The sequence below is a fragment of the Wolbachia endosymbiont (group A) of Norellia spinipes genome (genome assembly GCF_964273535.1).
Genome location: NZ_OZ187006.1, coordinates 1,768,878 through 1,792,159 on the forward strand (window position 1 = coordinate 1,768,878; position 23,282 = coordinate 1,792,159).

21 protein-coding genes are annotated in these 23,282 nt (G+C 35.5%); 7 read left to right on the forward strand and 14 right to left on the reverse strand.

Going from position 1 to position 23,282, the window contains the following annotated elements:
• Window positions 1-42 precede the first annotated feature (42 nt).
• The gene (locus ACFZP3_RS08500; RefSeq protein ID WP_386086852.1) at window positions 43-615 is read right to left on the reverse strand and encodes a PopZ family protein; all 573 of its coding nucleotides are present in this window, start codon (window positions 613-615) and stop codon (window positions 43-45) included.
• Window positions 616-634: 19 nt separating this feature from the next.
• Window positions 635-1,870, reverse strand: coding sequence for a TolC family protein (locus ACFZP3_RS08505; RefSeq protein WP_264688311.1), 1,236 nt, complete (start codon window positions 1,868-1,870; stop codon window positions 635-637).
• Window positions 1,871-2,002: 132 nt separating this feature from the next.
• On the opposite strand from ACFZP3_RS08505, the gene rplM reads away from it, so the two are divergent.
• The 3 genes from rplM (at window position 2,003) to ACFZP3_RS08520 (ending at window position 3,384) form a co-directional block, all read left to right on the forward strand.
• A complete protein-coding gene (gene rplM / locus ACFZP3_RS08510) occupies window positions 2,003-2,461 on the forward strand; it encodes a 50S ribosomal protein L13 (protein ID WP_253309391.1) in 459 nt (152 codons plus the stop codon).
• A gap of 10 nt (window positions 2,462-2,471) precedes the next feature.
• On the forward strand, window positions 2,472-2,927 hold the full coding sequence (rpsI, locus tag ACFZP3_RS08515) for a 30S ribosomal protein S9 (RefSeq protein WP_253309392.1): 456 nt from the start codon (window positions 2,472-2,474) through the stop codon (window positions 2,925-2,927).
• Window positions 2,928-3,072: 145 nt separating this feature from the next.
• On the forward strand, window positions 3,073-3,384 hold the full coding sequence (locus ACFZP3_RS08520; RefSeq protein ID WP_264688310.1) for an HU family DNA-binding protein: 312 nt from the start codon (window positions 3,073-3,075) through the stop codon (window positions 3,382-3,384).
• On the opposite strand, the gene ACFZP3_RS08525 is transcribed toward ACFZP3_RS08520, so the two are convergent.
• The gene (locus ACFZP3_RS08525; protein WP_386086851.1) at window positions 3,377-4,084 is read right to left on the reverse strand and encodes a pyridoxine 5'-phosphate synthase; all 708 of its coding nucleotides are present in this window, start codon (window positions 4,082-4,084) and stop codon (window positions 3,377-3,379) included. The two genes, ACFZP3_RS08520 and ACFZP3_RS08525, sit on opposite strands and share 8 nt — an antisense overlap.
• Window positions 4,085-4,346: 262 nt before the next feature.
• Between ACFZP3_RS08525 and odhB the strand changes: the two genes are divergently transcribed.
• The 3 genes from odhB to secA all read left to right on the forward strand — a co-directional run bounded on the left by odhB (window position 4,347) and on the right by secA (window position 9,598).
• Window positions 4,347-5,519 (forward strand): 2-oxoglutarate dehydrogenase complex dihydrolipoyllysine-residue succinyltransferase, encoded by a 1,173-nt coding sequence (gene odhB, locus ACFZP3_RS08530; RefSeq protein ID WP_253309396.1) that lies wholly within the window; start codon window positions 4,347-4,349, stop codon window positions 5,517-5,519.
• 103 nt (window positions 5,520-5,622) lie between these two features.
• The gene (locus tag ACFZP3_RS08535) at window positions 5,623-6,510 is read left to right on the forward strand and encodes an aminoglycoside phosphotransferase family protein (RefSeq protein ID WP_386086850.1); all 888 of its coding nucleotides are present in this window, start codon (window positions 5,623-5,625) and stop codon (window positions 6,508-6,510) included.
• 427 nt (window positions 6,511-6,937) lie between these two features.
• Entirely contained in the window at window positions 6,938-9,598 is a 2,661-nt protein-coding gene (gene secA / locus ACFZP3_RS08540) for a preprotein translocase subunit SecA (protein ID WP_386086849.1), read from the forward strand.
• 3 nt (window positions 9,599-9,601) lie between these two features.
• On the opposite strand, the gene ACFZP3_RS08545 is transcribed toward secA, so the two are convergent.
• From ACFZP3_RS08545 to ACFZP3_RS08570, 6 genes are all read right to left on the reverse strand, one after another.
• Complete coding sequence (locus ACFZP3_RS08545) at window positions 9,602-10,600, reverse strand: ankyrin repeat domain-containing protein (protein ID WP_386086848.1); 999 nt, start codon at window positions 10,598-10,600, stop codon at window positions 9,602-9,604.
• A 309-nt stretch (window positions 10,601-10,909) separates the two neighbouring features.
• Window positions 10,910-12,472 carry a glutamine-hydrolyzing GMP synthase gene (gene guaA, locus ACFZP3_RS08550; protein WP_386086847.1) on the reverse strand — a complete coding sequence of 521 codons (1,563 nt, stop codon included), beginning with the start codon at window positions 12,470-12,472 and terminating at the stop codon, window positions 10,910-10,912.
• Between the two features lie 105 nt (window positions 12,473-12,577).
• Complete coding sequence (locus tag ACFZP3_RS08555; RefSeq protein WP_253309401.1) at window positions 12,578-13,084, reverse strand: DUF2924 domain-containing protein; 507 nt, start codon at window positions 13,082-13,084, stop codon at window positions 12,578-12,580.
• A 401-nt stretch (window positions 13,085-13,485) separates the two neighbouring features.
• Window positions 13,486-13,839, reverse strand: a complete 354-nt coding sequence (gene gatC / locus ACFZP3_RS08560; RefSeq protein WP_065094978.1) for an Asp-tRNA(Asn)/Glu-tRNA(Gln) amidotransferase subunit GatC — start codon at window positions 13,837-13,839, stop codon at window positions 13,486-13,488.
• Window positions 13,829-14,755 carry a ribose-phosphate diphosphokinase gene (locus ACFZP3_RS08565; protein ID WP_386086846.1) on the reverse strand — a complete coding sequence of 309 codons (927 nt, stop codon included), beginning with the start codon at window positions 14,753-14,755 and terminating at the stop codon, window positions 13,829-13,831. Before ACFZP3_RS08565 ends, gatC begins: the two co-directional genes overlap by 11 nt.
• A gap of 351 nt (window positions 14,756-15,106) precedes the next feature.
• Window positions 15,107-15,304 carry a hypothetical protein gene (locus ACFZP3_RS08570; RefSeq protein ID WP_264688305.1) on the reverse strand — a complete coding sequence of 66 codons (198 nt, stop codon included), beginning with the start codon at window positions 15,302-15,304 and terminating at the stop codon, window positions 15,107-15,109.
• A 180-nt stretch (window positions 15,305-15,484) separates the two neighbouring features.
• Between ACFZP3_RS08570 and sdhA the strand changes: the two genes are divergently transcribed.
• The gene (sdhA, locus tag ACFZP3_RS08575) at window positions 15,485-17,290 is read left to right on the forward strand and encodes a succinate dehydrogenase flavoprotein subunit (protein WP_386086845.1); all 1,806 of its coding nucleotides are present in this window, start codon (window positions 15,485-15,487) and stop codon (window positions 17,288-17,290) included.
• 8 nt (window positions 17,291-17,298) lie between these two features.
• On the opposite strand, the gene ACFZP3_RS08580 is transcribed toward sdhA, so the two are convergent.
• The 5 genes from ACFZP3_RS08580 to ACFZP3_RS08600 form a co-directional block, all read right to left on the reverse strand.
• Entirely contained in the window at window positions 17,299-18,678 is a 1,380-nt protein-coding gene (locus ACFZP3_RS08580; protein WP_386086844.1) for an ankyrin repeat domain-containing protein, read from the reverse strand.
• 126 nt (window positions 18,679-18,804) lie between these two features.
• Window positions 18,805-19,569: a hypothetical protein gene (locus ACFZP3_RS08585; RefSeq protein WP_386086843.1), complete on the reverse strand. Its 765-nt coding sequence runs from the start codon at window positions 19,567-19,569 to the stop codon at window positions 18,805-18,807.
• A 333-nt stretch (window positions 19,570-19,902) separates the two neighbouring features.
• The gene (gene gmk / locus ACFZP3_RS08590; RefSeq protein WP_253308926.1) at window positions 19,903-20,511 is read right to left on the reverse strand and encodes a guanylate kinase; all 609 of its coding nucleotides are present in this window, start codon (window positions 20,509-20,511) and stop codon (window positions 19,903-19,905) included.
• Window positions 20,495-22,300 (reverse strand): pentapeptide repeat-containing protein, encoded by a 1,806-nt coding sequence (locus ACFZP3_RS08595; RefSeq protein WP_386087111.1) that lies wholly within the window; start codon window positions 22,298-22,300, stop codon window positions 20,495-20,497. Before ACFZP3_RS08595 ends, gmk begins: the two co-directional genes overlap by 17 nt.
• On the reverse strand, window positions 22,293-23,282 hold a 990-nt coding region (locus tag ACFZP3_RS08600; protein WP_386087089.1), incomplete at its 5' end, for an ankyrin repeat domain-containing protein. The genes ACFZP3_RS08595 and ACFZP3_RS08600, both read right to left, overlap by 8 nt.

A 23,282-nucleotide genomic window follows, 5' to 3' on the forward strand; every position in this document is an offset into this window, starting at 1 on the left:
CTGCCTCTAGCCGTCTTTACTCTAGTTTTTATTGCTAATACCCTACTTATTATTGATTATATCTTTGAGCTCTTTTTCAACTACTTCTTTTACCAGTGCATGTAGATATTTATTCAGCCATTCTGAGAGCTGAGGTTTTAAAAGAGATGTAACTAATTCTTCAACAGTAAGATTCGCTCTTTTTTGTTGTTTATGCTGCAATTCGTTTTGCATTTTTCCAAGCAGCGCTTTGATCTCTTCCATATTCTCTTTTAAAATTAGATGATCATTATTTTGCGCTTGTAAGCCGCTATTACTCGCTTTGTTATTACTCATTTGGATATTATCGTACAAATCAATGTCTTTTTTTTCTTCTGAATTGTAGCTATGGCCATTAAATTGGTTGTTGCAAGCCATTTCCTCACTTTGGTCATCATTATCAATGTTCTCTTCTTTACCATTTTCTTTTTTGCCATCTTCTTCTATGTCTTCTGGATACTCTTCTTCAAGGCATAGCACATCATCATTTTCATCCTTTATTTCTGCTTTATCGTTACTTGCGTTTTTACCCGATATAGCTTTTTTTATATCTTCTAGAATATCTTTTACAGATTGATTGCCTTGTTCATCATGCATAGTGCTAATACCATTAAATTTAGAGATTTATACTATTTATTATAAAAAGCAAATTATAAACACTAGTTACATAATTGCTTTTTGCTTCAACTAAGTCTGAACGTGCTTTAAATAATGCATCTTCAGTGTCCAAAAGGTCAGATGTACTCTTTAAACTTAAGTTTACCTCTTGCTCAACTCCTTCCAATGCTAAAGCTGCTGCTTTTTCCGCTTCTTGACTTGCTTTAATAATGGCTTTTGCTGTTAGCACATTATTCCAAGCATTTACAACTTCTTGTTCTATATTTTTTACCGTTTCATAATAATCGTAGGTAGATTTTTTTGCATCCATTTTAGCTTTACTGACACCAAAAGCATTCGCTCCTTTTTTAAAGATTGGAACATCAAGAGTAAAAACTATATGAACATTTTCTAATAGCTTGTCTAATTTTACACCATCCTTCCCAAAATTTTTGCTTGCGCTTAGATTTAAAGAAGGAAGCCACTTGGAGCTTTCAGCGATCACTTCCATTCCGGCTGCTCTTTTTTGATAAACTGCTGCTTTTAGAGATAAATTATTGGTTTTTGCTAATTGTAAACATTCATTTAGCTCTGGGACAGAAGGTAGTTTATCATTAGCTTCAGAAAGGTCATCAGCATCTTCGCCAATCAAATGATAATAAGCAATATTTGCCAATTTTAATTTACCTTCAGCATCAACTCTTTCGGATATAGAAGACGAAAATTTTGCTTTTGCTAGCAAAACTTCAGCGTTAGTAACTTCTCCAAGGGAAAAGCGTTTTTTCATAGCTGACAAATGTTCCAAAGAAACGCGTTCTTTATGTTCTCTGAGCTTTAATATTTCTGTCTTTTGTAAAACACCAACATATGCTTTCACAGCATTAAGTGCAACCTCTTGTTTTAATTGCTGAAATCGCATTTTTTCTGCTTTGAGAAGATGACTTGATCGACTGAATGTGGCAAAGGTGCCACCTCCATCTATTATCCTTTGGCTTAATATCAGACGTTTTCCAGGTAAATTAGGTTGATTATAAAGATTAAAATTACTATCAAAATTGTACTGCAAACTAATGTCAGGTAAAAATCCAGCTAACCCAGAAGACTTAAGCTGTTTTTCTGCGCTTTTATATTGGTAAAATTGAGACTTTATTTTTGAGCTATTTTTGATCGCTTTGCTTATAACTTCTCCCACATCGGTTGCATAGCAACTTATAGTACCAAAAATTATCGCAAGTGTAATAATCAATCGAAACATTCTACTTCCTGTGCATATTGGTTGCGCAGCTCAATTACTAACATAAATTACTTTAATAATCAATAACTAATATTGTTGACACTATTGAGAAATTAAGTATATAGTAGCTTACTATTGTTTAGTTAAATTAAAATGAAAACTTTTTTCTTAAAAGAGAAACAAATCGACAAAAAATGGTTTGTCATAGATGCAGAAGGATTAGTGGTAGGAAGGCTTGCAGCATTTGTAGCGACACTATTGCGTGGAAAGCATAAACCTGAGTATACACCTCATATGGATTGTGGCGATAATGTAATTATTATCAACGCAGAAAAGGTGCATTTTACCGGGAAGAAGCTTAAAGATAAAATTTACTATAAGCATACAGGTTATTCTGGTGGTTTGAAGAAAACTACTCCAGATAATATTTTAAATGGCAAATTTCCTGAGCGTGTAATAAAAATGGCAGTGAAAAGGATGCTTGATGATGGCCCTATGGCGCGTAGACGCTTTGAAAATTTGTATGTTTATTCTGGTTCAGAGCATAAGCATCAAGGGCAGCAACCTGAAAAGATAGATTTTGCCTCTTTGAATCGTAAAAATAAAAAGTAATGGAGTAAAAATGAAGAGTTTTACAATAAATAATAATGATTGGTCAGAAAAGACAATTAAATCAGCAGTTGATTCGCTTGGTCGTTTATATGCTACAGGCCGAAGAAAAGAATCTGCAGCAAGAGTATGGATAAAGCCGGGAAGTGGAAAATTTAGTGTTAACAAAAAAGGCGATCTAATTTCTTATTTTAAAAGAGAGTCAGTGTGCCAAATAGTGAAAATGCCATTTGTAGCAACTTCTACGTTAGACAAATATGATGTATTCGCAACTGTAAAAGGTGGAGGGCTATCTGGTCAAGCAGGTGCTCTAGCTCATGGAATAAGCAGAGCTTTAAGTAGTGTAAGCCAAGATTTGCATTCTATATTACGTAATGGTGAGTTCTTAACTAGAGATTCGCGTGTTGTTGAACGTAAGAAATATGGTCAACATAAAGCTCGGAAAAAGTGTCAATTTTCTAAGAGATAGTTATTTCATAGTGGTGTTTTTTTGTAAGTATTATACAAATATTTGCAAAAGTGTATAATATCCTCTATTTTTGTGATGAATTTAGTTGACTATCGGTGTCAACATAATATGCTATTTGTGTGATTTTTCAATATTAAGGTAATTTATGAGTAAAGAAGATATAATAAAACAATTAAAGGAAGATTGTTCTGGTCAGAATATAGATATAACAAAATCTGATTTGAGCAAGATTCATGATGCGTTTATTAAAATAATAAAGGATGAGCTGCATGGGAAAGGTGAAATACGTTTGCATGGAATAGGAACATTTTCTACTGCTATAAGTCAGGAGAAACAATGTCGTAACCCCCAAAATGGTGAGATCATGACTGTTCCTGAAAAGACAAGGGTAAAATTTAAAGCAAGCCAAACTCTTTTAAGTATTTTAAATGAGAAGGAAAAAGCAGCAGTTAGTTAGACATTATCATTTTCATTGTTTTTACTACGCTGTGTAAGCCATAAAATACAGCTTCGCTAATTAAATAGTGGCCTATGTTAAGAGCTGAGATGTGAGGTATTCTTGTCATCTTCTTAGCGTGTTTATAAGTTATGCCATGTCCTGCGTGGCATTCTATTCCTAATTTATTGACGTACTCTGCAGCATTAGTAATTAACTGTAACTTTTTCTCTGATGGATTATCACAGTAATCCCCTGTATGAATTTCTATTATGTCAGGTTTTATCTCTAGCTTCTCAAGATATTTTAGTTGATTAATATTTGGATCGATAAACAGTGAGACTTTTATGCTAGAGCTATGCATTTCCTCTATTATACTAGAAAGTTTGCTGTGCATATTAATGATATCCAGGCCACCTTCGGTTGTTAATTCTTCTCTTTTTTCTGGTACTATACTAATCGAATAGGGTTTTACCTTTTTTGCTATTTTAAGCATTTCTTCCGTTGCTGCAATTTCAAGATTTAGCTCAGTGCTAATGCTTTTTTTTAGGTTAAATACGTCTTCATCTCTAATATGCCTTCTATCTTTTCGTAAGTGTACAGTAATAAAGTCTGCTCCAGCGTCAATGGCTATTTCTGCTGCTTTCAATAGATCTGGGTAGGAAGTTCCGCGTGCGTTGCGGAGGGTTGCAACGTGATCAATATTAACACCTAGTTTCACAATCTACCTCAAAAATTATTTATGGATTATACATGTTATTAGGTCTTTTGCATAGTCATTGTTTGATTAGCAATACCATAGCCGAGAGACGGGGTTGGCGAAATGTGTCAAGATGGCCTAGCATCACGCGCTGGAATGACATTTGGGAGTATATTATCCGTTTGTCACTTCTAAATGATAAAAGCCTCAATGAATTTATTAGTTTATTACATGTCTCTTTTCATGTATAAATCTATAGAAAGTTTTATACGGAAGTTGTTTTATGAGCAAAATTATAGAAATCAGAGCGCCAAAAACTCTTGGTGGTGAGTCAGTTACGGAAGGTATAGTAAAAATAAAGAAAAATATTGGAGAAGCAGTAAAAGTAGATGACTTGATCTTTGAAATTGAGACTGACAAAACAGCACTCGAATTAACTGCAGAAGCTTCAGGGCAAATAACTGAATTTCTCGTAAAGGAAGATGATGTAATAAGTCCTGATCAATTGTTAGCGAAGTTTTCCGTGGGGGAAGTAAAAGAGGAAGCGAGAAAAGAAGATAAAAGCGAAAGTTCTGCCAAAAAAGATGCTCCGTCAGCTCGTAAAATTATGGAGGAAAATGCAATCAGCGCAGAAAGTGTCAAAGGAACTGGCATGGGAGATAGGATAACAAAAGCAGATGTAATAGGCCATATAAACAAAACAGAACAGCCTGCAATAAAACAATATGAATTGCCAAAAAGTGTAGTAAGTGGAGAGCAAAGAGAGGAACGAGTAAAAATGAGTAAAATAAGGCAAGTAATTGCCGCTCGTTTGAAAGCATCGCAAAATACTGCTGCAATACTGACCACGTTCAATGAAATTGACATGAAAAATGTCATGGATCTAAGAGCAAAATATAAGGATGCCTTTGAAAAAAAATATGGAATAAAACTTGGTTTCATGTCGTTTTTTATAAAGGCAGCAGTGCAAGCACTGAAAGAGATCCCTGAAATTAACGCTGAAATCTCAGGCGATGAAATCATATATAAACATTACTATGACATAGGTGTTGCTGTTGGCACTGACAAAGGCCTTGTTGTACCTGTTATTCGGAGTGCTGATCAGATGTCATTTGCAGAAATTGAGTTGACTTTAGTTGCTCTTGGCAAAAAAGCACGAGAAGGCAAATTACAAGTATCAGAAATGGAAGGTGCAACATTTACTATTTCAAACGGTGGAGTATACGGTTCACTTCTTTCCACTCCGATAATAAACCCTCCGCAATCTGGAATACTTGGAATGCATTCGATACAAAACAGGCCAGTTGCTGTTGGTAATGCAGTAGAAATCAGACCGATGATGTACATTGCTCTCTCTTACGACCACAGAATAGTTGATGGCAAAGGAGCAGTTACTTTCCTTGTCAAAATAAAAAATTATATAGAAGATCCAAATAGATTAGTTTTGGAAGTGTAAATTGGTATTAACTTAAACAATGTCAGCAATTAAAAATGACAAGCAAGTTTTTCTAGAATCAGAAGGTTTCTAAGGCGGATGGTAAAATAGGAAAAATCGGCAAATGGCATCAAAAATTGATAGTCGCTCTTGGTTATTACTTGTTACCGAACTTGTTGCACAGCAATTTCCAAAGTGGGCTCACTTAGAGATCAAACCTGTTGAACTCAGTGGTATAGACAATAGAACTTTTCGCTTGGGTGAAGAGATGTTGATCAGGCTACCAAGCGCAGAAGATTATGCGCTACAAGTTCTAAAGGAGCAAAAATGGCTTGAGATACTTGCACCACATTTGTCATTTTCTATTCCTAAGCCACTTGCAATGGGACAACCATCAAAGCATTATCCCTGGAATTGGTCAATATATAAGTGGATCGAAGGGGAAAGCATAAATGCATTGTCTATAGATGATCTGGATTTACAGATTATTGCTTCTCAGCTTGCACAATTTTTGAATGAGTTACATAAAATTGATGTTAAAGGAGGCCCTAATCCTGGACTCCATAACTTCTGGCGCGGCGATCACGTATCAGTCTATGACACAGAGGTAAGATCGGCCATTAAGGAATTGCAAGGTTTTATTGATGCTAGAACTATAATGTCCTTTTGGGAAAAAGCTATAAGCTCAAGATGGAACAAGAATCCAGTATGGATTCATGGTGACTTTGCAAGCGGGAATATCCTAGCGAAAGATGGATGTGTAGCTGCTGTAATCGATTTTGGATGTGTGGGTGTCGGCGATCCAGCCTGTGACTTGGTAATTGCCTGGACACTTTTGAACAACGAAAATCGGAGAATCTTCAAGTCACATCTATATTTAGATCCAGACACGTGGGCCAGAGCAAGCGGCTGGGCTTTATGGAAGGCACTAATTACAATGCGCGACTGGAAGACAACAGAAGTTATGAAACAACAGAAAATTATTAATGAAATTCTAAATGAAGAAGCTTAGTTTAACCAAAGATTTTCAGTCCTATTTTTGCATACCTACCTTTCTTTGCTGTTCTCAAGTGAATTACTCTTAATCTAGCATAACTAACAACTTAAACGAACAACTATTTTCAGCAAACTAAACAATGCCTGTGATAGGTTCTTAATTTGAAAAGACTCCCCGAATCTAATATGTCATTGCTGTAGGCTGCATTTAGTAATATAATCTCATATTAAATAAGACGTTACTTAAGTTTATGCTAGATTCTCCGCTAATTTTGACAGCCATTCTTATATTTTTCATTTTTACGTTGTCATTCTTTTTTATAAGAAAGATATTTGGGTCAACAAACAAGAAGATAATAAAATCCTTCCGAATCTAATATGTCATTGCTGTAGGCTGCATTTAGTAATATAATCTCATATTAAATAAGACGTTACTTAAGTTTATGCTAGATTCTCCGCTAACTTTGACAGCCATTCTTATATTTTTCATTTTTACGTTGTCATTCTTTTTTATAAGAAAGATATTTGGGTCAACAAACAAGAAGATAATAAAATCCTTTAGGAAAATTGTTCAGCAAATAAATGCATTAGAAACAGAAATGCAGAGCTTATCTGATGAGGAGCTTGCTGGTAAAACTCAAGAATTCAAACAGGAATTGAAAAATGGGAAAACGTTAAATGATCTTCTCGTACCTGCATTTGCAGTTGTGCGTGAAGCCTCTCGCAGGTTTCTTAACATGAGGCACTTTGATGTTCAGTTGATTGGTGGAATGGTGCTCCATAACGGCATGATATCAGAAATGAAAACAGGAGAGGGAAAGACACTCGTTGCAACTTTAGCTGCATACCTTAATTCTTTAGAAGGGAAAGGCGTGCACGTCGTAACTGTTAACGACTACCTTGCGAAACGAGACACAGAGTGGATGAGCAAATTATATAATTCTCTTGGGGTTTCTGTTGCGTTTATCACGAATAACTTGACAGACGAAGAGAGAAAAGAGGCTTACAGTGCAGATATCGTGTATTCCACAAATAACGAGCTTGCCTTTGATTACCTGCGAGACAATATGAAATTTTCTCAAGAAGATATGGTTCAGAGAGGCTTTCACTACGGAATAGTTGATGAAGTAGACTCAATACTCATTGATGAAGCTCGCACTCCGCTTATTATTTCTGGCCAGATTGAGGAAAACAATCAGATATATAAGCATATCAATAAAATAGTAACCAAATTAGTTGACTCTGATTATGAGGTGGATGAAAAGGGTAGGGCAGTGTTCCTTACTGAAGATGGTATTTCACGAGTGGAAGAACTACTCAGGTCATACAATCTCATTCCTGAAAATTCCTCGCTCTATGATACTGACAGCATGATAATGACTCATTATATAGACCAAGCATTACGTGCACATAAGCTGTTTACTGCTGATAAAGATTATATAGTAAAGGATGGCAAGGTAGTGATTATTGATGAATTTACTGGGCGTATGATGGAGGGCAGGAGATATTCCGATGGTCTTCATCAGGCACTTGAAGCGAAGGAAAATCTTGAAATTCAGCATGAAAACCAAACTTTAGCATCGGTCACATTTCAGAATTACTTTCGTATGTACAATAAACTTTCCGGAATGACTGGAACAGCAGCAACAGAGGCAGAAGAGTTTCGTGATATATACAGACTAAATGTAGTAAAAATTCCAACCAATGTACCTGTAAAAAGAGTTGATATTGATGATGAAATTTATGGCACAGGAAAAGAAAAATTTAATGCTGTGTTGAAGTTTATAGAAGAATGCCACAAATGCCTTCAACCGGTCCTTGTTGGCACGGTAAGCATCGAAAACTCTGAGAAGCTTTCTGCGCTTTTGCAAAGCCATTCTCTTAAGCATTCAGTATTGAATGCTCGTTATCATGAACAAGAGGCGTACATAATAGCACAAGCTGGAGTGCCAGGTAGTATCACTATAGCAACTAACATGGCAGGACGTGGAACTGATATTCAACTCGGTGGAAACGCTGAAATGATTGCAAAGGTAGAGCTAAAGAAGATAAAAAATGCTGATGAAAGAGAAAAAAAATACCAAGAAATAGTCGAAAGAGTAAAAAAAGATAAGGAAATTGCTATAAAAGCTGGTGGTTTATGCGTGGTTGGAACCGAAAGACATGAAAGCAGGAGAATAGATGATCAATTACGCGGCCGTTCTGGTCGTCAGGGGGATCCTGGACTTTCTAAGTTCTTTTTATCGCTTGAAGATGACCTAATGAGAATATTTGGTTCTGATAGAATGAGAAGCTTTTTACAAAAAGTAGGGTTAAAGAATAACGAAGCTATTCATCATCCATGGATCAATAAGGCACTTGAGAAGGCGCAGAAGAAAGTTGAAGCTAGAAACTATGATGTGCGGAAGTCTTTGCTTAAGTTTGATGACGTAATCAACAACCAACGTAAAGTTATTTTTAAGCAGAGAAACAATATCTTAGGCAACGAAATTAATGATTTACTTGAAGTATATAGCGAAGTAAATGAGAGCATAGTAGAAGGTATAATCCAAAGTGGCTATTATGAGGATTATATTGAAGATATAGTCAAAGAATTCCATACAAAGTATGGAATAACGCTTGATAAAGAAGATTTAGCAAAGTTTTTAAACAAACAAGAAGCTTTGAATTATATAAATGATAAGATACAAGAATTTTTTACTGAGAAAGAAAAATATTTCAACAGTCAGCACACTACAGATTTGTGGAATACGATCGTGAAGCAAATGATGATAATGACACTTGATCATTTATGGAGGGAACACCTTTCAACTTTAGAAAGCTTAAGACAAAGCATAAGCTTACGTGCCATGGGGCAGAAAGATCCACTGAATGAATTTAAACGCGAAGCTTTCTTGATGTTTGAGTCAATGCTTGAAAAATGGAAGGAACTCACCATTCATCGCTTAGCACACTTTAAGTTGGCAGACAACCAAGAGATAGGCAATAGGTTACATTCTGCTAGAAATAGCAGACTTTCCAAAGTCTCAAGAAACGACAAATGTCCTTGCAACTCCGGAAAGAAATACAAGCACTGCCACGGCGCGGTTACTGTGGTAAATTAGTAACTATGGTTGTACAGTTTGTTTATTTCCATCAACATTACTGCAGCTAACCTCACTTAGCTTACTGTTTAATGAATGCTCTGATGACTTATACGCAACCCCATAGGAAATTCCACCAACGATCAGTGCAGATGCCACAGTAATTCCAACTATTGCTAGTGCAGATAATGCAGTAGCGTAAACGAGTCCTAATGGAACTACAACAGCAGATATAACAACCCCAACGGCTCCTGCTTTTGTAGCTTTAGGCCTATGTATACATGATGGGTCTGCACCATAATTTAGCAGAAGTTTTGCCATTTCTGGATATTTACTATGCCAAGCACAACTCAAAGGGGTATATCTATTTTTATTTTGTAGATTGATATTAGCTCCATTTTTTAGTAGAAGTTTCACTGTCTTTATATGCCCGTGCTCAGCAGCATAATGCAAAGGAGTTCTTTCACCTTCATCTTGTAGATTGATATTAGCTCCATTTTTTAGTAGAAGTTTCACTGTCTTTATATGCCCGTGCTCAGCAGCATAATGCAAAGGAGTTCTTTCACCTTCATCTTGTAGATTGATATTAGCTCCATTTTTTAGTAGAAGTTTCACTGTCTTTGTATGCCCGTGTTTGGCAGCATAATGCAAAGGAGTCCCTTTATCTTCATCTTGTGCATTAACGCCTGCTCCTTCTTCTAGCAAAACTTCTACTACTTGTGTATGCCCATGCTGAGCAGAATAATGTAAGGAGGTTTTTTCCCATTCATCTTGTACATTAACATTAGCTCCGTTTTTTGTTAAGTATCTTACTACTTTTTCATAGCCATTTTCAGCTGCTGTAAGTAATAAATTGCACTTGAGTATTATAAACGTGTAATTTATATCAAATTCGCTTTTTTTCCACTCATCATATATAAGTTGATTTTCCTGCTGCAGCTTATCTTTAATTCTATCAATTAAATTTTCCTTACTCAGATCTGGACTACTGTTGACTTCTTGTAGTATTAACCTTAATGTCATTTCCTTCTCCAAGATATAAAATTTTATTATGGCATATGAAGTGGATTATGTCAATGAAGAACTAAGAAACTGGTTCTTCTTTTTTTCTATAGCTTTAGGTTTACCTACAATTTGAAAAACAACAAATTCGTCATTCCGCCGCAGTATCTCTAGATCCCGCTAACACGTAGCGGGATGACGAGTTACTTAACGTCATACCGTGATTTATTCACGGTATCTCAACCGCTAACAAAGCGGGATGACAGCAATCCTACGTCATACCGCCGCGGTATCTCTAGATCCCGCTGCGGTATGACTAGACTTTTTGATTTACTCCCACTCAATGGTTGCTGGTGGTTTAGAAGTTAAGTCATAGACAACTCTATTTACTCCGGAAACGTTATTAACAATTATACTGCCAACATTCTGTAAAAAGTCCCAAAACACTAGCGAATGCTGATCCTTATCTTCAAATGGAAATGCATCAGCCGTCATACCATCGGACGATGTTACAGCCCTTAAAGCACAAACATATCCGTATGTACGACCATCTCCCATGACGCCTACAGTTTTTATTGGTAATAATACAGCAAAAGCTTGCCATATCTTATCGTATAGATCGTAATTTTTCATCGTATTAATATATATTTCATCTACTTCTTGCAATATTCGCACCTTTTCTTCATCGACTTCACTTATAATCCTCACTGCAAGTCCGGGTCCAGGAAATGGATGTTGAAATATTATCTCGTCTGAAAGCCCAATTTCTTTTCCAAGTAGCCTTACCTCATCTTTAAAGAGGTAGCGTAAAGGCTCTACTAGCTTCAGGTTCATCTTTTCTGGCAACCCACCAACATTATGGTGAGACTTAATTGTACTAGTGTTGTCTGAGGCATGCCCTGACTCAACTATATCAGAGTAGATGGTACCTTGCATCAAAAAATCCACATCACCTATTTTTTTTGCTTCTTCTTCAAACACTTCAATGAAAGCGTTACCGATAATTTTTCGCTTTTTTTCTGGATCAGTTATTCCCTTTAACCTACTCAAAAATAAATTTGATTTATCAACGTAGTTTATCGGAATTTCTTTCAACATAGCAATGGTCTGGTTCTTGCGTAACAACCCAGTATCGATAAAAATACAGTTCAATTGTTTTCCTATAGCTTTATGTGTGAGAGCCGCTGCAACACTTGAATCAACCCCACCACTTACTGCAGCGATTACTTTTTTCTCTCCTACTACATTTTTGATTTTTTCCTTCTGCTTTTCAATAAACGATTTCATTGTCCAGTCTCTCTCGCAATTTGCAATATCCAAGAAGTTAGAGAGCAATTTACTGCCATTTGTTGTGGGCCTCACTTCAGGATGGAACTGAGTACAGTAAATCTTCCGCTGTTCGTTGACAATTATTGCAATTGTTTGATTTATCACACCTGATGCGATAACAGTAAATCCCTGTGGTATAGTATCAACACTGTCCGCATGGTTCATTAATACATCCACTTCAGAATTAACATCCCAGGTATCCTTTATAATGGGGGATTCTTTTAGTATCTTGATTTTAGTTCTGCCAAACTCCTGTTTGAAACTCTCTTTTACTTTTGCTCCAAAATAATGACAAATGAGTTGCTGTCCATAGCATATTCCAAGTATAGGAACGTTTGTTGCCTTATTAAGTTTTATAATTTCATGTACTACTCTACTTGTTTCAGAACAATCATCATTTACAGATTGTGGTCCTCCAGAGAGAATAAACCCATTGAATTTTGATATTGTTTCAAAACTGATGTTGCTTGGAAATATTTCGCAATACACACCCATTTCCCTGACTTGTCTTGCGATAAGCTGTGTAAATTGTGAACCAAAATCAATAATGGCAATTGCTGACAATTTGCTCCTCCATATTATTTAAAAGTGATATCTGATAATAAAGAAAATAAAGAAGTAAGTAAACTAAGACCTCTTAAAAGCTTTGATGTATGACTTAAACGTTAGCTATGATTTATTTTGAGTTGATAGAAACTTTGCACGGCGGTGACTCAGAGTCCTCAGTTTTTCTTTGGGGTCAAGGCATACTTTAAAAAAATCCCAACCGTTGCAACTTTTACCGGTAATTCTTGTGCCAGCCGTAGAAGGAGCACTATATTCTTCCCCATTGTAAATAAACTTTCCCTCATTACTGACTGTAACTTCATACATTTTCTTTTTATATTCTCCAACAAGTGTTCTACCTATAAAAAGAGCTTTAATAACTTTTTGATTTTGCGTTAAGCCATCATCATCAACTTGCACAATTTCTTTAGGTTTATCTATTTTGAGCTCATTTAGTGGCTCATTACCCACCATATTGTTTAATACTTTATTTATTATATATGTTACTGCCTCATCTTTGACTTCTTCTACCCTTTTGTCTACATATTTTTCTACTTCACTACGCACATGCCTTTTCAAACTTTCAAGCAAATCCTGTAAGTCGAGTAAAGTTAATTCAGATGTTTCCATAAAAACCCCCAGTTTTATTATCACGTATCAATAATACATCTAGTATACTTAAAATATCTTTAAGAAAGGCGACTCTGACCCTCAGGTAGCTAATGTTAACTACCGATATCGTACGTGAACCAAAATCAATGATGGCAATTGCTGACAACTTACCCCTCCATATTATTTAAAGCAATATCTGATAATAAAGAAAATCATGGGGCAAGTAAACTATAGCTAAAGTGGCTTAGGTTTACCTACAATTTGAAAAACAACAAATTCGTTATTCCGCTACTTGTTAGCGCCGCGGCGGTATGACGTAGGGAAACCTTCTTGGGTTAGCTATATCTGTTTTGCCACTCTGCTGAACGGATACTTTGAAAGTAGATCTATTATAGAATTGATATGAGCCTTATTTTACCTTAATCGTTTATAACCTTTGGCACTACGAAATACCCATGCTCAGGTTTTGTATTGGACAATATCTCTTCTTTAATGTTTTGAGAATTTATAACATCATCGCGTACATGAATGTCCTTGTCTATACTGCCATAACGCATAGGAGAAACACCTTCAGTATTAACTTGTAATAAAGTATCATGTATCCAATCCAGCATTGTCAGTTCTTTGGAGTAGTGATCAATCTCGTCATTTGATAACTTAATCCTTACAAGCTGTGCAATTTTAAGCATTTCTTCCTTGGTAATTGTTATTTTTCTCTTATTTGCAAATTCTATTAGTGAAGTAATAACGTCTTCTGTTGACTTAGCTGGCATCTTTACCTCCTTGGATGAAGTGAGTTAAAATATCTACGACCGAAACAACTTCTATTTTACCAGTTTTTTCAAGTTTGTGAAGTATAGTATCCGTAATCACTAATTTATCTAAAGAAGAGGAAGAAATTTTTTCAACTGCACTTCCTGAAAGCACGCCATGTGTGATGCATGAAATTACGGACTTTGCTCCGCAATTTTTTAAAGCAAGGGCTGCATTACACAATGTTCCACCAGAGTCAACTATATCATCAACAATGACACAATTTTTATTCGCAACTTCTCCTATTATGTTCATTACTTGAGATGTGACTGCTTTCTCCCTATATTTATCTACTATAATAATCTTATCACTTAACCCTATCTTGTACTTTTCCTCTAAAGTCTTTGCAAAAGCACGTGCTCTGCCAATTGCTCCAACATCAGGTGCAACAATTGCCAAATTTTCCGTGTGTATACAGTCAACAAATGCTTCAAAGCAGTTCAAATTAGTTATCGGTACATCAAAGAATCCTTCAATTTGACTTGAGTGCAAATCAATCACTGCAACACTACTTGCACCTGCAGTTTGAATAAGATTTGCAACTAATTTGGCATTTAAAGCAGATTGCATATCATTGTTCTTGATAATTCTATCTTGTCTGCTATATCCATAATAAGGAATAATTACTACTATCCTTTTGGCTCCTAATCTATTTACTGCATCAATTATAAGCAGAAGCTCCATAAGGTTATCATTCACAGGGGGAGAAAGAGATTGTACTATGTATACTTCTTGATTATATAGATCATTTGCTACTTCTACATTTACCTCGCCATCGGTAAACTTTGATATCCAAGCAGAGGATGGTTGAACATCTAGCCGGTTAACTACTGATTCCCCTAATTCTTTACTAGCATTACCTATTATTATCTTCATAATATACCAATTGAGCTTGTAAGATTATACAGAAATTATGAAATAATTGAAATGTAAATTTCTTTATCTAGCATTCTTGTCGGCAAATTAGGTACCTCTTGTACAATGACCTGTCATTTTCACGCATTGTTTCAATATACAGACCCAAATTGAAACAACTATACAAAATCCTGCTTATGTTTCAAGATAAATGACTTTAATGAAATATAATTTACCTTACCACTTCGTTTTGATTCTCCAGTTCAACATAGGATAAATTACTCATACATTCTCCTAGTATTTCCTCCTTTTTATCATTATCTAGTCCACTGCTAAACCCCTGACACTTTTTCTCAAGAGCTAAGCGTGTAGCTATCTTACTGTTTCAGACGATAATTCCGGCAACTCATTACGAATCTTTTCCTGCTCTTCCTCAGAGAAATTGCCAAGGTTTTCCCTGGCCATTTCAGAAAATTTTTGAGTAATCGTTTCTTTTATCATTCCACCAACTTCCTGTTTATTTAGTGTAATAACTACCGATGGATGCAAGCCAGATAAAGACTCAACCATTTTATTGTATGTTCCACCTGAAGTAAGTAAAATAGCGAGGTTTAAATGGCATTAAGATCAAAATTATTGGATGAAAAAGTGGTTCACTAATAATGAGAATTGGTATTAGCTATAGAAAACTTGTATAGATTTTTTCTACTTCTGTGATATCATAAGCCTGTAATGATAAAATAAGCAAATATGGATAAGTCAGCGTATGAGATCATAGAACATGAGTATGATGTGGTAGTAGTGGGTGCAGGTGGAGCAGGGCTCAGAGCAACGCTTGGGATGGCTGCAACTAATTTTTCAGTTGCCTGCATTTCTAAAATTTTCCCTACACGAAGTCATACAGTTGCAGCACAAGGCGGAATTAGTGCAGCTTTAGGTAATATTGGTGAAGACGATTGGCGCTGGCATGCATATGACACAATAAAAGGTTCAGACTGGCTTGGTGATCAAGATGCAATAGAATATATGTGTAAAAACGCTGCTAAAGCTGTTATTGAACTTGAAAATTTTGGCGTACCTTTTTCTCGTACAGAAGATGGCAAAATATACCAGCGCTCTTTTGGTGGAATGACAACTCACTTTGGTAAAGGAAAATCAGCGCAGCGCACTTGTGCAGCGGCAGATAAAACTGGGCACGCAATCCTTCACACTCTATATCAGCAGTGTCTTAAATTCAACGCTGAATTTTTTGTTGAATACTTTGTGATTGATTTAATTATGGATAGCGAAACCGGAGCATGCTGCGGAGTTCTTGCTTGGTCGCTATGCGACGGCACATTACATAGATTTCGCGCACATTCGGTGGTGCTAGCAACAGGTGGATATGGACGTGTTTATTTCTCTGCAACAAGTGCGCATACCTGCACAGGTGATGGTAATGGCATGGTGGTGAGAGCTGGGTTACCACTTGAAGATATGGAATTTGTACAATTTCATCCAACAGGAATATATGGCTCAGGGTGCTTGATGACAGAAGGGTGCCGTGGAGAAGGGGGGTACCTCGTTAATTCTCAGGGCGAAAAGTTTATGGAACGTTACGCACCAAAAGCAAAAGATTTAGCTTCCCGTGATGTGGTAAGTCGTGCAATAACAATTGAAATTAGAGAGGGAAGGGGAGTTGGACCGAAAAAAGATCACATGTATTTAACTATAGCGCATCTTGATCCGGAAGTAATAAAACTCAGATTGCCGGGCATCAGCGAAACCGCAAGAACTTTTGCTGGAGTTGATGTCACTAAAGATCCAATACCTGTTATTCCAACTGTTCACTACAACATGGGCGGCATTCCAACCAATTATCATGGAGAAGTGATCACGCTGAAGCAAGGTAAGGAAGAAGTGGTAGATGGACTATTTGCAATTGGAGAAGCTGCATGTGTCTCTGTGCACGGTGCAAATCGACTTGGTTCTAACTCACTTCTTGATCTTGTGGTTTTTGGTAGAGCTGCAGCGCTCAGAACAAAAGAGAAACTAAAATCCGGTACACCACATAAAAAATTGAGCTCAGATTGTACAGATTGGATAATAGGTAGGTTTAATAAAATGCGATTTGCTTCTGGGAAGCTCAAAGTAGCAAAAATACGCAGCGAAATGCAGAACACTATGCAAAAGTACGCATCAGTGTTCCGTGTTGCTGAAGTTTTAGAAGAAGGTAAAAAAGCTATAAAAAAGGTAGCAAAAATGATGCCTGATGTTTCACTTGAGGATCGCAGTATGATATGGAACAGTGATTTAGTTGAAGCACTGGAGCTTGCTAACATGATCCCACAAGCGGTTATTACCATGGAATGCGCAGCCAATCGAGAGGAGAGTAGAGGTGCTCATGCTCGTGAAGATTTTCCTGAGCGTGATGATAAAAACTGGATGAAACACACCATAGCGTGGCTTGAAGAAAAGAAAGGTCAAATTAACGTAAAAATTGATTATAAAAAAGTGGCTGAAAAAACTCTGAGCGATGAAATTGACTTCATCGCTCCGGAAAAGAGGGTATACTAGTTATATTGTTAACCCATCTGCGGGAGATTTTGTTGATGTATCTTTCTTTTTGGATTTCTTGCACGCTTTGTCTGTCGGTCATTGTCAGTAGAGTTCTTTGTTTTATTAGTTAGTTTTTCAAAACATTTCTTAACACCACTAAACCCTAAAGTGAGAGCAAGACATGTAGCTATAGCAATAGCTGCGAGGAATAAAGCGGCAAGGGCCCCAATGTAACCCTGAGAGACACCATATGCTACAGCTGAAATGAAAATAACCGTTGTTATGGATATTAATGTTTGACGGGTTCTCTTTGCTGGATCTATGTACTTTCCAGCAGCAGATACTGCTTTTCCTGTAGTAGATGCTGTTTTTTCTATAAAAGAACCTGCTTTTTCAATGCCAGACTGACATTTTTTTGAAGCAGTTTTACAGTGGTATTTTTCCTCGAGTTTCTCCTTTAGCTCTCTAACCTTTTTTTGTGCTTCTTGTGTAATTCTTGGATATTCTTTTAAATTAAGTAAAGTTAGATAATACTTTTTAGTATCAAATGTTTGACCTTCCAACTCTAGAGAACAGGGATCAGCGCCCATTTCTAGCAGCATTGCACAAAACTTTGTTGTATTGCTACAACTAACTGTTGAATCAAAAATTGTTCCTTGCTTTAGATATTCAATTTTTTCTTTCCTTGCTTTTGTTTTTAGCACCGCTTGTAGAGGCGTGTCTTCTTTCTGGTTGGTAGCATTCATAGCTTCTCTCAATTTATCTTGAGATATCACTTCTTTTTCTACTAAATTCAAAATCAACTCCAAATATGCAACTTTTTGCTCTCCTTTAAGTAAAGCAATATGATGTAAAGCATTGTTGCCATTTGTGTCTTTCAGGCTAATATCCGCCCCTTTCTGTAGTAACTCCTCAAAAAGTTTTTTATCATTATTTTCAATTGCTGAATGTAATGGATTACTATCTGGAGTATTTATGGTATACCCTATAATTTCTTTAATTTTTGTTTCTGTATTGGTTTTTATTTCTGGTTCTAATTCAGACTTCTTTACTGACTCTGCCAATTTTTCTAAGAAGTTAAGATAATATATTTTTTGTTTTTCGCTTAACTCCTGTAATTCTTCTTTAGACAACTGCAAATCATCAATATTTGCTCCTAATTTGAGCAATTGTATAGCAGATACTATTGTATTGTCGTAGTGTGGTATAAGTTTTTTAAAAGGTGTTAAAGTTTTTCTAGGTGTAGTCTCAAAACTATGTTTTTCTTTTGTTACTTTACTAAGTAACAATGCTTGCAGTGGTGTTTGACCGTTGCCATTTTTATCGTTTACAGCTTTTTCAAGTTGTGCTTTAAGTTGCTCTTTTCCTTCCTCTTTTCCTTCCTCTTTTCCTTCCTTCTTACTCACATCTAGTACTGTATTTAAAAAATCAAACTTTTGTTTTTTCTCTAATTGTGTAACTATTAGGTGTAAAATATTATTTTCCTTTTCATCTTTTGCACTGCTAATATCCTTACAACCTTTCAGATATTCTTAAAATTTCTTGCGATTTCCATTTTTAATTGCTTTGAATATTGGCTGTTCCTCATCAGTATATTGAACATTGCTGTTCGTTATCCCGTTGGTTTTCTCCACTTCTTGGTTTTCATTTGCTGTGTAGGAAATTGGTATACCCGAAATGTGGTCTTTCTCATCAGCAGGATCATCTTCAGCTTCGCTACTGTTGCCGCTTTCGATTCCACTGTCTCCATTGTCAATCGTCATCCCGTTGTCTTTCTCTACTCCTTGCCCTTCACTTATTGTGTTAGCACTACTGATTGAATGCTTCTTACTAGCGTTATGATCATCTTCAGCATCGCTACTGTTGCCGCTTTCGGTTTCACTCTCCATACTCCCTCTACGACCAATTTCATTTTGATCAACGTTATCAGGATGATCTTTTTTGCTGCTCTTGTTAATAGCTTCTGAAATTACTTGTTCTATTTCCTCTTTTTTTGTTGGGTCTAGTTTTTTTGACTGTTTGATTTCTTTTTTCAATGCTGGAAGGAAGTGTTGAGTATAATACTTATAATATTTTTCTTGTTCTTCAGGTGATTCTCCTAATTTGGTTAATACTTCGGTTAATATCTTAGGACTAGCCCCTTCCTTGAACAATCCCTTGCATTTGTTGAGAGTCTTGTCTTTCCCAACTTCTGGGTGTAGGTGTTTGTGCTTTCCTTTTGTTACTTTTTTCGTTATAATGCTCAATAATTCATTGTTGTGTACTAACTCACTAGATGTAGAATTTTCTTTTGTCATACCAAAGCCTCACTAAAAACTAACTATTTGTGTATCTTTGTAGTTGTAAGTGTCAACAATTTGAGATTGAGAACTAACAACTAAAAAGCTAGATTTAAATTTTAAAATGTTGTATATGTAATTGAAATACAGGCAGAAGAGCGTTTCTGCTAGTATCATAGTTAAACCTCACTTCAACGATTATCTACTATTTTAAATGTTTAGTTTTAAGAAAGGATAAATATTGGTATATAGCTAAAGTGAACAGGTGCAAAATGTGCTATACCGCGGCGGTATGACGGTTCGCGGCGGTATAGCTATAGGATAAGAAACTATAGCTGCAGATCGATGCTTTTATAAATCTTCCAGACTTGGTTTTTCTTTTAGTTTTTTAAGTCTTTCTTTATTTAGTATGGAGCTTATCTCTTCTACACTTTTATCAATATCATCATTGATTATTACATAATCATATTTATCACGTTTGCTTATCTCTTTTTGAGCTTCGGCTAATCTGCGCTCTATTTCATCCGCACTGTTGCTATTACGCTTTTGCAGGCGTAACCTCAGCTCTTCCATTGAAGGGGGAAGTATAAAAACACTTACAACTTTTTTTCTCATGAGCTTGAATAAGTGAAATGCCCCTTGCCAGTCTATGCTTAGTAAAACGCTTATTCCACTGCTTAAGTTTTGCTCTATAAAATCTCTTGGTATACCATAAAAATTCTCAAAAACTTTGGCGTATTCAAGCATCTGACCAGCTTCGCATAACTCGTGAAATTTTTCTTCGGTAACGAAAAAATAGTCTTTTCCATTTATTTCGCCAGAGCGAGGCTTGCGCGTAGTCGTAGAAACAGACCTAACTAAATTAGTTGATCGCTCAAGTAATTTTTCTGATATAGTAGTTTTTCCAGCTCCAGAAGGAGAGGATAGAACCAATAATATGCCCTCACTTTTTATGGTCATTTTTCTTTGCATTTTTTAACATGGCGCTTTTTGGATCAGAGTTTAAAAAGCTAGAACCTTCTAAATTAGAATTTGATAAGTTGGTGCCAATGAGAGAAGAGTTATCAAAGACAGTATAGCGCAAATCGGTTTTTTCAAGATTTGCCTTATTCAAATTAACGTTTACAAACTTTGCTCTACTCAATGTTGAATTAGAAAAATCAGCATTTTCTAAATTCATATTCTTAAATTCAAAGTAAGAATAATTTACATTAAATTTTTCACCCTGTGATATTTTCTCTTGCAAATCTCCAATTGAAGTTATAGCATTTTCTAACCCTGCAAGTTTTTTCTGCCCTTGATTGTCAATCAAAATTGAATTATCAAACTTGCAATCTGTTAAATGAGCATCAGCAACTGAACTTTTATATATGCTTGAAGAGTGAAAAGACATATCACTAATTGTTGAATTGCTCAAATTGCTAAGAAAAAAGCTAGTTTTCCTAAAGGCATTAGCGTGAAGCAAAGAAGATCTGAAATCGCTTTCAATAAAATTTGAATTAGTTACTTTTAAATTGGACCAGCTCGAATTATCAGCTAATAAATTAAAGAATGTTGAATTTTCTATTTCACTGGAATCAATATTATGGTGAAAAAGTGTACTGTTATAAACTTGAGAGTCTTGGATTTTTATCTTATACATTGAAGTTGTAGAAAGGTCTGAATCTTCTATCTTCGCAAAGGTGAATAGTGAATGGTCAAAAAATGAGCCATTCATGTTAGAATTCGCAACTTTAGTATTATGAAACTTTCCGTGACGAATGTCAGCATTAGAGACATTAACTTGATGCAGTTCACTAAAACTAAAATCAATATTGGATAAATCAGCATCCTGAAGACTTGCTCCAGAAACATATACATGTTTTATCTTGGAACCATTTAGTATAGATTGAACAAAACTTGAATTATCGTCATTCACATAGGAAATTTGTGTGTTGCTTAAATTAGCTTCGTCGAAGTTACTGTTAATTATGATAGAAGAATTAAGGCAGGCATCGGAAAGATTGCTACCTGTAAAGTCTGATTCTTTTAACTCTGCACCATATATGTTAGCATTTTTTAATGAAGAAAATTGTATCTTTAATTTATATGCATCCACTCCAAAGAAACTTGCATTATCAAGGTTATTTTTCTGCATAACAGTATCGTTTATTTCACTATCATTAAAATTTACGTAGCTAACATTCGAGTTTGATAAGTTGGAGAGATTCATTTGCACATTCGAGAAATTAGTATGCAAACCAATTACATTGTGCATACTTACTTTTTTGAGATCGGAACTGATAAAATCAGCATAACTAACATGAGACTGATCAAATACGATATCTGTTAAGTTTGCAGAAACAAATTTTGTAAAACTCAAATTTGTACCTTTTATTTTAATGCCACGTAAATTAGCATTGGAGAAATTAGCACCACGTAAATCAACATCAATGAAAGACACGTCGGATAAATCGGTGTTAGAAAAATCAGCACCAATCAGACTTACTCCATCAAAAACAGATCCACTTAGGTACAATTGGCTAAAATTAGCTCCATTTAAGTTAGAGCCAAAACCTTTCTTAAAATCTTCTGGCACGCCCTCTTTGTGGCACTGCACCAAAAATTCAGCAAAGTCTTTTTTACTGTAAGATACGTATTTTGCATCATGTAGAGCGTTTAAAAAATCACTAATCTGATTTTTTTCATCATTTGTTTCGTTTCCATAACATAAATGACCAACTAAAATTAATATCAAAAATCTAATCATCTTGCTTATCGCACTGCGACTCATTGTTTTCTTTCGTTTTCACAGCCCAATCGTAAATTGCTGAGCTTTCTTTATTGTCTATTTTTCTATCCTCCAAAAGGTGTGGCATCATTTCGGCAATCGCATTTATTATATTGATCTGCTTTTTTTCGATTGCTATATCAATTGGGGATTGAAAATTATTATTAACTACTCTAAGATCAGCGCCTTGTAATAAGAGAAAGCGCACTATGTCTACCTCACCTTGTTTAACTGAATAAATGAGAGGAGTATCACCCAATTTATTTCTAAACCTTAGTATCTCTTGAGTTGTTAATCCAATTTTTTCTAGCTTACTCATTATTCCTCTTAAGCAAGGTAAGTTATTTTTCTTAATACAGTAAAAAAATTGCTTACTGTAATCATCAATAAATACAGTTGTAGGAAGATGCTCATTAAGGCTATCATATTGTCGTTTATATATTGACTTGCTTTGTATATCTTTATGACCCCATTCTTTTATTGCTTCTCTGTTTAGCTTTGTCCATTTTTGTAAATTTTTCTTTTCACTTTGCTCTTCTTCATCTTTTTTAGTTATAGGTTTTACTCTATTGCGGTCCTTAGAATTATTGTTTGTTTCTTTCACTTTTTTTTCTTCAAACTGATTCTCTACTTTTTCTTTTTTTCCCTCTAATAATTGACTCGCATCACTTTTTGAAAGTTCATTATCTTTTATATCAATCTTCTGATCAGCTTGTAGATTTTTTTGCGGGTCAGTTGTATTCTCATTTAAATCAGCACTTAAAGGCAAAGGCTCTGGTTTCAAATCTTTATTCACTTCTTTATTGGCCACATTTGGTAAATTTCGAGCAAATTCGCCTGTACTTTCTTCTAGCTGGTCATTTGGCAAACCTTTATCAATCCTTTCACCTTCACTTATAGTTTTTTCAACCACAGAAGCTTTATTCTCGTTGTGTTGCAGCTTCTCTTTATCGGTTACTCT